This window comes from Actinomadura syzygii (genome assembly GCF_008085905.1).
In the GTDB taxonomy this organism is placed as follows: Bacteria; Actinomycetota; Actinomycetes; order Streptosporangiales; family Streptosporangiaceae; genus Spirillospora; species Spirillospora syzygii.
This window is the reverse complement of record NZ_VSFF01000003.1, coordinates 504,658-517,172: the sequence shown is the minus strand read 5'-3', so window position 1 is coordinate 517,172 and position 12,515 is coordinate 504,658. Positions and strand designations below refer to the sequence as shown.

Genomic DNA, 12,515 nt, shown 5'->3' with positions numbered 1-12,515 from the left:
CCATGGCGGACGCGCAGACCGCCGGGCGACCGGAAGCGGTCACCGGCACCGGCACCGGCACCGACGAGGCGGCCCTCCTCGCTGAAGGAGGGCTGCGCCTGGAGGTGTCCGGCGCCGTCGCCGCCATCACCCTGAACCGTCCCGAGCGGCGCAACGCGATGACGTTCGCGACCTGGCGCGGGCTCGCCGCGATCGGCCGCTCCCTCCCCGCCGACGTGCGCGTCGTCGTCCTTCGGGGCGAGGGCCCGTCGTTCTCGGCGGGCATCGACCTCGGCATGTTCTCCGGCGAGGGCGGGGGCTTCCCCGACACGTCCGACCCGGAGGCCGCCGACCGCCTCATCGCGGAGCTCCAGGAGGGCTACACCTGGCTCCGCCGCCCGGACGTCGTCACCGTCGCCGCGGTGCAGGGCCACGCCATCGGCGGCGGCTTCCAGCTCGCGCTGGCCTGCGACATCCGCGTGGCGGCCGACGACGCGAAGTTCTGCATGAAGGAGCCCGCGCTCGGGCTCGTCCCCGACCTGACCGGCACGAAGCCGCTGGTGGAGATCGTCGGCATCGGACGCGCCCTGGAGCTGTGCCTGACCGCCCGGACGGTCCCCGCCGACGAGGCGGCCCGGATCGGGCTCGCCGAGATCGTCGTGCCGCGCGACGGGCTGGACGGCGCCGTCCGCGACCTGGTGGACGCGCTCCTCGCCGTCAATCCCGGCGCGGCGGTGGCGACCAAGCGGCTGCTGTGGCAGGCCGCGGAGAACACTCTGGAAGAGCAGTGCGCCGCCGAGCGCCGGGAGCAGATCGGCCGGCTCCGCGAGCTGTTCGGCGGGTGACCGGCGGGCCGGGGTCCTGGGCTTCCCGGCCCGCCGGCCGGCCTACCCGAGCGACTCGCGGCCGCCCCGCGCGAGCGGCAGCAGCACCTTGCTGACCCCCGGGCGGACCGTGACCTCGGTCCCGGCCGGGTAGCGCAGCGTGTAGTCGTAGTCGGTGGACAGGAGGATCACGCCGAGCCGGTGACCGGCCTTCACGACGTAGTCGGTGGGCACGAAGTCCCACTTGAACGTGTACGTCTTGCCGGGCTTGATCGGCTCGGTGCGGCTGAAGTCGTGCCGGTTGCGGGCGTCCAGCCAGCCGCGCGTGATGATCTTGAAGGGGGCGGTCTCGGTCCGCAGCGTCTGCCGGATCGTGCAGCCGGGGTCGCCCTCCACGCTCTGCCCGAAGCAGACCTGCTGGTCGGTGTTGTCGCGGACGCCCGTCGGGCGGGTGTCGGTCCCGTAGTCGACCAGCAGCGCGGTCAGGAACGGCGACCGGCCGTCGAGGGACGCCTGGATCGAGGCGGACGGGATGCCGTCCACCCGGACGGGCTCCTCAAGCGGCCCCGTCAGGTACGCGAGCCGGTTCGGGTCGGCCTGGCCCTCGTTGGCGAGGAGCTGCTCGGCGGTGCGGGTCTTGCCCGCGTCCACGAACGACTGCGCGGCGCCGTGCCTGGCCTTGAGGCCGAGCGTGCCCGGCTGGCCGGACGGCCCGGCGTTCAGGCTGACCGGGACGGTCCGCGTCCCGGGGACGGGCCAGTCGGACGCGGTCTCCCACGAACCGTCCGCGCGCTCGACGTCGACCTTCGGCTCACGCTCGATCCCGTTGCGGATGCCGTAGAGGTAGCGGTCGAACCAGTGGTGCGTCTGCCGCAGCCACTCCTCGACGCGCCAGCGGAACGGCGTGGAGTGGTTGCCCTGGTGCAGCCACAGCTTGCGCGGGACGCCCGCCTTCTTCAGCGCGTTCCACCACTGGACGGAGTTCTTGACCTTGACGTTCCAGTCGTTCACGCCGTGCACGACCATGACGGCGGCGCGCACCTTGCGGGCCTGCCCGACGTAGTCGCGCTGGGCCCAGACGTCGCTGTAGTCGCCGGTCTCGCGGTCCTGCGCCTTCTCGATCTCGTCGATGATCCTGGTGCAGACCTCGGGGTTCTGCCGAGTCAGCACGATCTTGGCGAGGACGTCCAGGTCCTCGCCCTGGAACGCGCCGGGCGCGACCACGCCGCCGCCCGCGCGGTAGTAGTCGTACCAGCTGGAGATCCCGGCGATCGGGACGATCGCCTTCAGCCCCTCGACGCCGGTCGCGGCGGCCATGTTCGGCAGCGTCCCGTTGTAGGACTGGCCGATCATGCCGATGTTCCCGGTGGACCAGGTCGCCTTGATCGGCGAGCCGTCCGGCGCCCAGCCGCGGGCGCGGCCGTTCAGCCAGTCCACGGCGGCCTTCGCGCCCGCCTGCTCGCTGCGGTCCCCGGACGTCGGGCAGCCGGTGGACCCGCCCGTCCCGATGCTGTCGAGGTTCGCGATCGCGTACCCGCGCGGCAGGAAGTAGTTGTCGTAGTAGCCGGGGAAGATCTCGGCCATGTTGCGCGGGGCCGGCTTCAGCGCGCGGCTCTGCGGGTCGCCGATGTCGACCGGGTGGTTCGGGACGCTGTGCGTCCCCGCCCAGTACGGGCTCGCCTCCATGATCGTGGGGACCTTGAGCCCGGCGGTGTCGGTCTCCTTCGGGCGCATGATCCGCATCTGCACGCGGTCCCGGACGCCGTCGCGGTCGCTGTCGGCGGTGGTCTCGATCATCACGGTCTGGGTGACGGCGTCGGCCCGGGAGAAGACCGGCTGCGTCTCGCCGTTCCGCACGGTGACCTGCGGGGACGCGGCGCGTCCCGGCGACTCGGTGCCGGCCGGGGGCAGCGCCGCTCCGGCCGGGAACGCGGTGAGCGCGAGCAGCGCGGCGGCGAGGGTGATCGCGCCGGCGCCGCCCCTTGTGAGGCGTCGTGTCACTGGGGCTCCTGGGGGGTGCGAAGCCTTGAGGGTGTTGATCACAGTCGCATCAGCGGGCCCGCTTGTCCAGACGCCGTTACGCCCTGAGCGGAGCCGGGAAGCCCGACGGGCGGGGCCGCGTTGTCCGCTCCGACTGAGATGCTTACTTGATTACCGCGCTTGATCATCCGCGCTCGGTCACCCGTCCGTCCGGACGACCGCGCCGGTCGGAGCGGGGTCGTTCGGGAAGGGCCGATCGGGACGGGTGACGCGCGGCACGCCGACCAGACGATGGAGGCACTAGTGGGAATGCCGGGAACGCCGGGCAACGGCTGGCAGGTGATGGCGTCGTTCCGCCGGGACAGCTCCGTCACCCAGCAGAGGCTGCAGCCCGGCACGGTCAAGCGGATCGCGGGGTACGCCCGGCCCTACGTCCGCGAGCTGGTGCTGTTCCTCGCGCTGAACTCGGTGGCCGCGCTGATCGTCGTCGCCAACCCGCTGCTGCTGAAGGGGATCATCGACCGCGGCATCGTGCCGGGGCGGCAGGACGTCGTCGTCTGGCTCGCGGTCGCCGTCGCCGGGCTCGCCCTCGTCGAGGCCGTGCTCGGCCTCGGGCAGCGCTGGTACTCCGCGCGCATCGGCGAGGGGCTGATCTACGACCTGCGCAGCCAGGTGTTCGCGCACGTCCAGCGGCAGCCCGTCGCGTTCTTCATGCGCGCCCAGACCGGCTCGCTGGTCAGCCGCCTGAACAACGACGTGATCGGCGCGCAGCGGGCGATCACCACCACCCTGTCGTCGGTGGTGTCGAATGTGATCAGCCTGGTCGTGGTGCTGGTCACCATGATGATCCTGTCCTGGCAGGTCACGCTGATCGCGCTGCTGCTGCTGCCGGTCTTCGTCCTGCCGGCCAAGTGGGTCGGCAAGCGGCTGCAGCGGGTCAGCCGCGAGCAGATGGTGCTGGACGCCGAGATGGGCTCGCTCATGACCGAGCGGTTCAACGTGGCGGGCGCGATGCTGGCCAAGCTGTACGGGCGCCCGGCCGAGGAGGAGGAGAACTTCTCCGGCCGCGCCGCCCGCGTCCGCGACATCGGCGTCGTCGCCGCCATGTACGGCCGGGTGTTCTTCACCGCGCTGACGCTCGTCGCGGCCCTCGCCACCGCCATGGTCTACGGCGTCGGCGGCTCCCTGGTCGTCGGCGGCACGTTCGAGCTCGGCACGCTCGTCGCGCTCGCGACCCTGCTCACCCGGATGTACGGGCCGCTCACCGCGCTGTCGAACGTCCACGTCGACGTGATGACGGCGCTCGTCAGCTTCGACCGCGTGTTCGAGGTGCTCGACCTCAAGCCGCTGATCCGCGACCGCGAGGGCGCCCGCCCGCTCACCGAGGCCCGCACGTCCGCCGCGCCCGACCTGTCGAAGCCGCCGGCGGAGGCGGTGCCGGTGTCGAAGTCGCCGCTGAAGGCGCCGTCGATCGAGTTCGACCACGTCCGGTTCGCCTACCCGTCCGCGGAGGAGGTGTCGCTCGCCTCGCTGGAGTCGATCGCGCGCACCGACACCGCGCCGGGCCGCGAGGTCCTGCACGACGTCGACTTCACCGCCGCGCCGGGGCAGCTCGTCGCGCTGGTCGGGCCGTCCGGCGCGGGCAAGTCGACGATCACGCACCTGGTGTCCCGGCTGTACGACGTGTCGGGCGGCGCGGTCCGGATCGGCGGCGCCGACGTCCGCGACGTGACGCTGGAGTCGCTGCGCGCCGAGATCGGCGTCGTCAGCCAGGACGCGCACCTCTTCCACGACACGATCGGGGAGAACATGCGCTACGCCCGCCCGGACGCGTCCGGCGAGGAGATCCTTGCCGCGCTCGCGGCGGCGCAGGTCGGCGCGCTGGTCGCGGACATGCCCGAGGGCCTCGACACCGTCGTCGGCGACCGCGGCTACCGGCTGTCCGGCGGCGAGAAGCAGCGGCTCGCGATCGCGCGGCTGCTGCTCAAGGCGCCGTCGGTGGTCGTCCTGGACGAGGCCACCGCGCACCTCGACTCGGAGTCGGAGGCGGCCGTCCAGCGGGCGCTGCGCACCGCCCTCGCCGGGCGGACGTCGCTGGTCATCGCGCACCGGCTGTCCACGATCCGGGAGGCCGACCAGATCCTCGTGATCGACGAGGGCAGGGTCGCCGAGCGCGGGCGGCACGAGGAGCTGCTGCTCGAAGGCGGCCTCTACGCCGAGCTGTACCGCACCCAGTTCGCGCACCAGCGCGACGAGGAGCGGTCTACCGAGCCGCTCGGCGCGGAATAGCCGCTTCCGGCCAGCGACCGGACGGAACGGCCAGGCGGTCAGCGGTCAGCGGTCGGAGCCGAGGCGGTAGCCGAGCCGCCGCAGCTCCGTCCCGGCGACCTTCTCGACCTGGGCGAGCTGCCGCGGGGTGAGCCGCTCGCGCCACCCGCCGACGCCGCCGTCGTCCCTGGTCCCGGCGGGGACGAGCCCCGACAGGACGGTCCGCGGGATCGCCGTGTCCAGGTACTCCGCCAGGTCGGCGGCGACCCGCCGCGGCGCGGCGACGAGGTCCTCGTAGCGGACGGTGAGCAGCTGCTCGGCCGGGACCTGGAGGCGCAGCCGCGCGCTGAGCCGCACCGACCCGCGCCAGCGCAGCGCGCACTTGACGGCGGTCGCGGCGGCCGGCCACCGGGTCCGCTCGGTGTGGTCCTCGACGCCGAGGAACGGGTTCGGGAACACCGTGTCGAGGTTGGCGAGGCCCGGCTTGAACCAGGCGAGGCAGCGCTCGTCGGCCAGCATGTCGGCGACCGCGTCCCGGCCGTCCCGGATCACCTGGACGAGCTGCGCGTCGGGGAAGGCGTCCAGCAGCACGTCGGCGCTGTAGATCAGGTCGGGGGAGGCGTCGGCGAAGCGGGTGATGCGCCCGGGGTCGACGCAGGGCCCGGCCGGCTCGCCGGGCGAGGAGAGCCCGGCCATGTCGCGGCACTCGTCCGGGCACTGGGCGCAGGCCCGCGCGGACACGAGCCACGCCTCGGCGCAGGCGTCCCGCAGCACCCGGGCCGCGCCCTTCCCGCGCTCGGACGCGATGGCCGGCTGCCGGGCGAACGCGTAGGTCACCCGCAGCACGCCGTGCCGGCCGGTCGTGAGGTGGAAGCCGGGCGACCGTTTCATCGCACGGGCCAGCGGCTCCACACCCGAGTGCGGAGCTCCGAGGATGAACACCGGGCGGCGGACCTTGGTGCCGTTGACCACCAGGATGTGCGGCGTCGAACTCATACCGGGCCCAAGTTTGTCACCTTTTGCGGGCTGCTCCGGCCCGCGACGCTCCGAGCCGGCCTCGGCGAAGTCCGGGCGGGGCCCCGCCGGGATCTACCATAGGGCGAATGGAGGCTCCCGAGACGCTCGCCGAGTTCCTGCCCGGGGCAGCGGCGATCACCGTCCTCACCGGGGCCGGGATCTCCACCGACAGCGGCATCCCCGACTTCCGCGGCCCGCAGGGCGTCTGGACGAAGGACCCGGCGGCGGAGGCGCTGTCCACCATCGGCTCCTATGTCGCCGACCCCGACGTCCGGCGCCGCGCCTGGCGGGCGAGGCTCGACGACCCGGTCTGGAAGGCCGAGCCCAACGAAGCGCACGCCGCGCTCGCCGAACTGGAGCGGGCCGGCCGGCTGCGCGCCCTGATCACCCAGAACATCGACGGCCTGCACCAGCGCGCCGGGTCCTCGGACGCCAAGGTCATCGAGATCCACGGCTCGGTGCGGGAGGCCGTGTGCCTGACCTGCGGCCTGCGCACGCCCATGCCCGAGATCCTCGCCAGGGTCTCCGCGGGGGAGGACGACCCGCCCTGCGCGGACTGCGGCGGCGTCCAGAAGTCCGCGACGATCTCCTTCGGGCAGGCGCTCGACCAGGACGTCCTCGACGCGGCGATCATCGCGTCCCGCGAGTGCGACCTGTTCCTCGCGGTGGGGACGTCGCTGACCGTGCAGCCCGCCGCCGGGCTGTGCCTGGAGGCGGTCGACCACGGCGCCCGGCTGGTGATCGTCAACGCCGAGGAGACCCCCTACGACGGGATCGCCGACGCGGTCCTGCGCAGGCCGATCGGCGAGACGCTGCCCCGGCTCGCCGGGCTCGCCCTGGGCGCCGGGGGACGACCGAGATGATCTGTTGGCGGGTCGTGACCGGACGCCCCTTCCGCTGGCGTCCGGATCCTGCCAAGCTCTATCCGTCGCGGTGCGAGGAGGGATCGGGTTGAACAGCGGGGGCGCCCGTGCGAAGGCGGCGGAGGAGCCGTCCGACGCGCCCGCAGCCCGGCCGCCGGGCGGTCCGCCGTGCACGCCGGAGCGCCGCAGGTACGAGCGGCTCCGGCGCGGCGACCGGGTCGCCGTGGTCGCGCCGAGCGGACCCGCCGAGCCCGCGCGGCTGGAGGCGGGCTGCGCCGTGCTGCGCGACCTCGGCCTCGACGCCGTCGTCGGCAAGCACGCGCTGGACCGTGTCAACCTCGGCGCGCCCGGACCCGTCCGCGGCGAGTGGCACCGGCTCGCCGGAAGCGACGCCGACCGGGCCGCCGACCTGCAGGAAGCCTGGTGCGACCCGCGCGTGCGCGCGGTGGTCTGCGCCCGCGGCGGCTACGGCGCGACCCGCGTCCTCGACCTGCTCGACTGGGACGCGCTGCACGCCGCGACCGGCGCGCCGTCCGGCCGCGGGCCGAAGATCCTGCACGGATCCAGCGACATCACCGCGCTGCACGTCGCGTTCGGGACGCGCCTCGGCGTCACCACGTCCTTCGGGCCGATGCCCGCGGGCGTCCTCGCCGACCTCGGCCCCGCCGCCGCGGACGGCGCGTCCGACGAGCGGCTGGACGGCCTGCGCGCCGCCCTGTTCGGCGGCCCCGTCTCGCTGCCCGGCACCCGCGCGCTGCGGCCGGGGCACGCCGAGGGCCCGCTGACCGGCGGCACCCTCTCGCTCCTCACCGCGCTGCTCGGCACCCCGTACGCCCCGCCGCCCGCCAGGGGCCGCGTCGTCTTCCTTGAGGACGTCACCGAGGCCCCCTACCGGATCGACCGGATGCTCGTCCAGCTGCTCCAGGCGGGCTGGCTCGACGGCGCCGCCGGGTTCGCGCTCGGCTCGTGGCGCGACTGCGGCGACCCCGCCGAGCTCGACGCCGTCTTCGCCGCGCGGCTCGGGCCGCTCGGCGTCCCGATCCTCGCGGGCGTGCCCGCGGGGCATGGACCGCGCCAGCGCACGCTGGAGCTCGGCGCGCCCGCCGTCCTGGACGTCCCCGCCGTCCCGGACCCGCACGAAGCCCGAACGCACGAAGCTTCAACGCACGAGGCCCCACCGCACGAAGCTCCACCGCACGTAGATCCAACGCACGAAGCCCGACCGCAGGACCCCGCCGTGCCGGACGCCGGCGCGCTCACCCTCCAAACGCTCCCGGGAGGCGCGCGATGAGCGGCCGCCACGCCCGCCCCGTCCCTTCGGACGACGGCACCCTCGACTCACTCCTCGTGCTGGTGGCCGAGAGCCTCGGCTACACCTGCCGCCGATGTCCCGGCGAGATCGTGATGCTGGAGGATCCGCGCCGGCTGCCGATCACCGCGCGCCGGCTGCCCGTGAACATGCGCGACGTGCGGCAGCTCGCCCGGCTGGTCCCGCAAGCCGACTGGCCGGCCGTGGTGTCCGACTACGTCACGACGATCGTCACGTCGATGGAGGAGCCGCTCGACCTCGACGACTTCGACCTCGCCCAGCACCTGCTCCGCACCCGCATCTACCCCGACGAGGCCGACAACGGCGGGCTCGCGTCCCGGCCGTTCGCGCCCGGCCTGATCGAGGTCGTGGTCGTCGACACCCCGACGTCCGTGCGGACGGTCAGCACGATGGACATGAACGGCTGGCCGGTGTCCGGCGACGCCCTGTTCATGCTCGGGCGCTCGAACGTCCGCGCCGACGGGCCCCTCCAGGTGGACGAGCAGGACCTCGGCGGCGTCCGCGTCTCCGTCCTGCACGGCTGGACCTTCTACGTCGCGACGCACCTGGCCTGGCTGGAGGAGTACCTCCAGATCGGCCCGCACGGCGCGCTCGTCATCGCGCCGAACCGCAGCCTGATCGTCGCGCACCCGCTCCGCGTCGCCGAGGGCGACGCGCGGACCCGCCACCGCACGGCCGTCGCCGCCGCCACCGAGCTGCAGGCCCAGGCGCACCGCGCGTACGAGGAGGGGCCGGGGTCGCTCAGCCCGCACCTGTACTGGTGGCGCGCCGGTGAGCTGACCTACCTGGAGACCCGCTACGAGGGCTCGACGCTCGTGCTGCCGGAGGAGTTCTCCGCCGTGCTCGCCACGCTGACGGCCGAACGGTGACCTCCGGACGGTGACGGGCCCGCGGATCGTCGTCGCGCCCGACTCGTTCAAGGGGAGCCTGTCCGCGTCCGGTGCGTGCGCCGCCGTCGAGGCGGGCGTCCTGCGCGCCGTGCCCAGTGCCGACGTGGTCGCCGTGCCGATGGCGGACGGCGGTGAGGGCACGCTCGACTGCTTCCTCGGCGCCCGCTCCGGCCAGCCGGTCGAGGTCTCCGCGACGGACCCGGCCGGGCGTCCGGTCAGGGCCCGGTACGCGCTGTCCGGCGACGGCGGGTCGGCGGTGGTGGAGCTGGCCGCCGCGTCCGGGCTTCCGCTGGTGGAGGACGTCCCGCCCGATCCGTTGAACGCCGGGAGCGCGGGCACCGGTGAGCTGATCATGGACGCGGTGCGGCGCGGGGCCCGCGACGTCCTCGTCTGCGTCGGCGGCAGCGCGAGCACGGACGGCGGCGCCGGGCTGCTGCGCGCGCTCGGCTTCCGCTTCCTGGACGCCTCCGGCGCGGAGCTTCCGCCGGGCGGCGCGGCGCTGGCCCGGCTCGCGCGGATCGACGGCTCCGCCGTCCCGGCGGAGGTGCGCGCCGCGCGGTTCCGGGTGGCGTGCGACGTGACGAACCCGCTCGTCGGGCCGGACGGCGCCGCCGCCGTGTTCGGCCCGCAGAAGGGCGCGTCCCCGGCGCAGGTCCGCGAGCTGGACGCCGCCCTCACCGCGTTCGCCGACGCCGTCGCCGCGCACACCGGCGTCCGGGTGCACGACCTGCCCCGCGCGGGCGCGGCGGGCGGCGTGTGCGGCGGGCTCGCCGGGCTGCTCGGCGCCCTGCCCGCGGACGGCGCGGCGCTGGTCGCGGAGGCGGTCGGCCTTCCGGCCGCGCTGACCGGCGCCGACCTGGTGATCACCGGTGAGGGGCGGGTGGACGCGCAGAGCGCGGCGGGCAAGGTCGTCTCGGCCGTCGCCGCCCTCGCGAAGGAGCGCGGGATCCCGTGCGTCGCGCTGGCGGGCGGCGTCGCCGGACCCCTGGACGACCTGCACGCGCTCGGCCTCACCGCCGCGTTCAGCCTCGCCGACGGACTTCGCGCACTGCCCGAGTTGAAGGCCGAGGCCGCGCCTCTGCTGGAGGTGCTCGCCGAGCAGGCCGTCCGGCTCTTCTCCGCCCGCTGATCAGCCCGCTAGCCCCGGACGGGTTCCGGCTCAGGTTCCAGACGCGCGGCCGGTGCGGGCGTCTTGATCGTCAGCGCGGGCAGCAGGACGTGCGTGAGCGGCCCGATCGCCACCGCGTAGAGGACGGTCCCGAGCCCGACCGTCCCCCCGAGCAGCCAGCCCACGGCGAGGACGCTCAGCTCGATGCCGGTCCGCACGACGCGGATCGAGTGGCCGCGCGCGGCGAGCCCGGTCATCAGGCCGTCGCGGGGGCCGGGGCCGAGCCCCGCGCCGATGTAGCAGCCGGTCGCGAACCCGCCGACGAGCACGGCGGCGACCAGGAACGCCCAGCGGGCGGCGAGCGCGTCCGGGGCGGGCAGCAGCCACAGGAACAGGTCGGCGAACACGCCGACGAGGACGACGTTGCTGATCGTCCCGATCCCGGGCCGCTGCCGGAGCGGGATCCAGGCGAGCATCACGAGCGCGCCGGCGATGATGATCCAGACGCCGATCGACAGGCCGAACCGCCGGGACAGCCCCTGGTGGAAGACGTCCCACGGGTCGTTGCCGAGCCCGGACGACACCTGGAGGGCGATCCCGAGCCCGTACAAGGCCAATCCGAGGTAGAGCTGCACCAGGCGGCGCGCGAGCAAGGCCATTTTTCGCTCTCCAAGCAAATATCACGCGATAGTACGCACCAACCTGCCTCACTCTCCGGCAAGTGGACTGGTGATAACAGGGCCAATGTGGAAAAGTGGCTTAGGTGAGCACACGGTATGTGAGCGGCCCGAACCTGGCCCGCATGCTCGGGGACGTCGGGCGGGAGCGCCCCGTCTACGCCTCCCTGGCCCGGTCGGTGCGCGCCCTCGTCCTGGACGGCCGCCTCGCCCTGCGGACCCGGCTGCCCGCCGAGCGCGACCTCGCCGCCGCGCTCGGCGTGAGCCGCACGACGGTCACCGCGGCCTACGACCGGCTCCGCGACGAGGGCTACGTCGAGAGCCGCCAGGGCGCGGGGAGCTGGACGGCGCTGCCGCCCGTCCGCATGTCGTCGGCCGAGCAGCGGTCCGCGCCGCCCGGCGGGCGGTACGGCAAGGTGTACCCGGTCCCGGACGACCCGTCGTTCATCGACCTGGGCTGCGCCACCCCCGGTGCCCCGGCGATCTTCGACGCGGCCGTCGCCGCCGCCGTCGCGGAGCTGCCCCGCTACAGCTCGGGCCCCGGCTACGAGCCCGCCGGGCTGCCGGGCCTGCGGGAGGTCATCGCCGACGGCTACACCGCGCGCGGCGTCCCGACCCGGCCGGACCAGATCGTCGTCACCACCGGGGCGCAGCACGCGTTCACGCTGCTCACCCATGTCCTGGTCGAGGCGGGCGACGCGGTGATGGTGGAGCGGCCGACCTATCCGCACGCGCTCGGGGCGCTGCGCCGCCGGGGCGCGCGGCTGGTGCCGGTCGGCGTCAACGAGGGCTGGGACGTCGAGCTGATCGCGGGCACGATGCGGCAGGCCGCCGCCCGGATGGCGTACCTGGTCCCGGACTTCCAGAACCCGACCGGGCTGCTGATGTCGGCGGACGACCGGGCCGCGCTCGTCGACGCCGCCCGCCGCGCCGACGCGTTCCTCGTCCCCGACGAGACGTTCGCCGACCTCGCGCACGACCCCGCCGCGCCGCGCGTGCCGCCGCTCGCCGCGTTCGACTCCGGCGGGCGGGTCGTCACGGTCGGGTCGGCGTCCAAGCTGCTGTGGGGCGGGCTGCGGATCGGCTGGATCCGCGCGACCGCGCCGCTCGCCCGGCGGCTCGTCCTCGCCCGCGAGCCGTTCGACATGGCGAGCCCGGTGCTCGACCAGTTGATCGTCCGGGAGCTGCTGCTGCGGGTGGACGAGGTCCGCGCCGAGCGCGCCGAGACCCTGCTGCGCGGCCGGGACGCGCTCGCCTCCGCGCTGCGCGAGCTGCTGCCCGACTGGGAGTTCCGGCTCCCGGACGGCGGCATGTCGCTGTGGGCGCGGATCGGCGCGCCGGTCGCGACGGCGCTCGCGGAGGCGGCCGAGCGGCTCGGCGTCCGGGTCGTCGCGGGGCCGGTGTTCGGCGTGGACGGCGTCCTGGAGGACTACGTCCGCCTCCCGTACGTCCTGCCGCCGGACACGCTCCGGGTCGCCGCGGAACGCCTCGCCGTCGCCTTCCACGAGGTGCAGGCGGCCCCGGCCGCCCGCCCGCTCCCCGCCTACGTCTAGGCGTCGGTCGCCGCGGCTCGCGGGCG

10 protein-coding genes are annotated in these 12,515 nt (G+C 74.7%); 7 read left to right on the top strand and 3 right to left on the bottom strand.

The annotated features are described in order from the left end of the window. The first annotated feature begins 2 nt into the window (after nt 1–2). A complete protein-coding gene (locus FXF65_RS09580) occupies nt 3–824 on the top strand; it encodes an enoyl-CoA hydratase/isomerase family protein (protein WP_148349337.1) in 822 nt (273 codons plus the stop codon). A 42-nt stretch (nt 825–866) separates the two neighbouring features. Here the strand turns inward: FXF65_RS09580 and FXF65_RS09575 are convergent, their stop codons facing one another. After that, a complete protein-coding gene (locus tag FXF65_RS09575) occupies nt 867–2,804 on the bottom strand; it encodes a Xaa-Pro dipeptidyl-peptidase (protein WP_246198451.1) in 1,938 nt (645 codons plus the stop codon). 288 nt (nt 2,805–3,092) lie between these two features. On the opposite strand from FXF65_RS09575, the gene FXF65_RS09570 reads away from it, so the two are divergent. Further along, the gene (locus tag FXF65_RS09570) at nt 3,093–5,072 is read left to right on the top strand and encodes an ABC transporter ATP-binding protein (RefSeq protein WP_148349503.1); all 1,980 of its coding nucleotides are present in this window, start codon (nt 3,093–3,095) and stop codon (nt 5,070–5,072) included. Between the two features lie 45 nt (nt 5,073–5,117). On the opposite strand, the gene FXF65_RS09565 is transcribed toward FXF65_RS09570, so the two are convergent. After that, nucleotides 5,118–6,047, bottom strand: coding sequence for a sulfotransferase family protein (locus FXF65_RS09565; protein WP_148349336.1), 930 nt, complete (start codon nt 6,045–6,047; stop codon nt 5,118–5,120). A 107-nt stretch (nt 6,048–6,154) separates the two neighbouring features. On the opposite strand from FXF65_RS09565, the gene FXF65_RS09560 reads away from it, so the two are divergent. From FXF65_RS09560 to FXF65_RS09545, 4 genes are all read left to right on the top strand, one after another. Next, on the top strand, nt 6,155–6,931 hold the full coding sequence (locus tag FXF65_RS09560) for an SIR2 family NAD-dependent protein deacylase (protein WP_148349335.1): 777 nt from the start codon (nt 6,155–6,157) through the stop codon (nt 6,929–6,931). Between the two features lie 88 nt (nt 6,932–7,019). Next, nucleotides 7,020–8,222: a S66 peptidase family protein gene (locus FXF65_RS09555; protein ID WP_148349334.1), complete on the top strand. Its 1,203-nt coding sequence runs from the start codon at nt 7,020–7,022 to the stop codon at nt 8,220–8,222. After that, entirely contained in the window at nt 8,219–9,130 is a 912-nt protein-coding gene (locus FXF65_RS09550) for a DUF1444 domain-containing protein (protein ID WP_148349333.1), read from the top strand. The genes FXF65_RS09555 and FXF65_RS09550 overlap by 4 nt, the downstream gene beginning before the upstream one ends. Nucleotides 9,131–9,140: 10 nt before the next feature. Further along, complete coding sequence (locus tag FXF65_RS09545; RefSeq protein ID WP_148349332.1) at nt 9,141–10,280, top strand: glycerate kinase; 1,140 nt, start codon at nt 9,141–9,143, stop codon at nt 10,278–10,280. An 8-nt stretch (nt 10,281–10,288) separates the two neighbouring features. On the opposite strand, the gene yczE is transcribed toward FXF65_RS09545, so the two are convergent. After that, nucleotides 10,289–10,918, bottom strand: coding sequence for a membrane protein YczE (yczE, locus tag FXF65_RS09540; RefSeq protein WP_148349331.1), 630 nt, complete (start codon nt 10,916–10,918; stop codon nt 10,289–10,291). A 143-nt stretch (nt 10,919–11,061) separates the two neighbouring features. Between yczE and yczR the strand changes: the two genes are divergently transcribed. Next, complete coding sequence (gene yczR / locus FXF65_RS09535) at nt 11,062–12,489, top strand: MocR-like transcription factor YczR (protein WP_148349502.1); 1,428 nt, start codon at nt 11,062–11,064, stop codon at nt 12,487–12,489. The last annotated feature ends 26 nt before the right edge of the window (nt 12,490–12,515 follow it).

Bases quoted from the DNA above. Each gene is read 5' to 3' on its own strand.
- FXF65_RS09570 (WP_148349503.1), top strand. From the start codon at position 3,093: ATGCCGGGAACGCCGGGCAACGGCTGGCAGGTGATGGCGTCGTTCCGC.
- FXF65_RS09565 (WP_148349336.1), bottom strand. From the start codon at position 6,047: ATGAGTTCGACGCCGCACATCCTGGTGGTCAACGGCACCAAGGTCCGC.
- FXF65_RS09580 (WP_148349337.1), top strand. From the start codon at position 3: ATGGCGGACGCGCAGACCGCCGGGCGACCGGAAGCGGTCACCGGCACC.
- FXF65_RS09560 (WP_148349335.1), top strand. From the start codon at position 6,155: ATGGAGGCTCCCGAGACGCTCGCCGAGTTCCTGCCCGGGGCAGCGGCG.
- yczR (WP_148349502.1), top strand. From the start codon at position 11,062: ATGCTCGGGGACGTCGGGCGGGAGCGCCCCGTCTACGCCTCCCTGGCC.
- yczE (WP_148349331.1), bottom strand. From the start codon at position 10,918: ATGGCCTTGCTCGCGCGCCGCCTGGTGCAGCTCTACCTCGGATTGGCC.
- FXF65_RS09550 (WP_148349333.1), top strand. From the start codon at position 8,219: ATGAGCGGCCGCCACGCCCGCCCCGTCCCTTCGGACGACGGCACCCTC.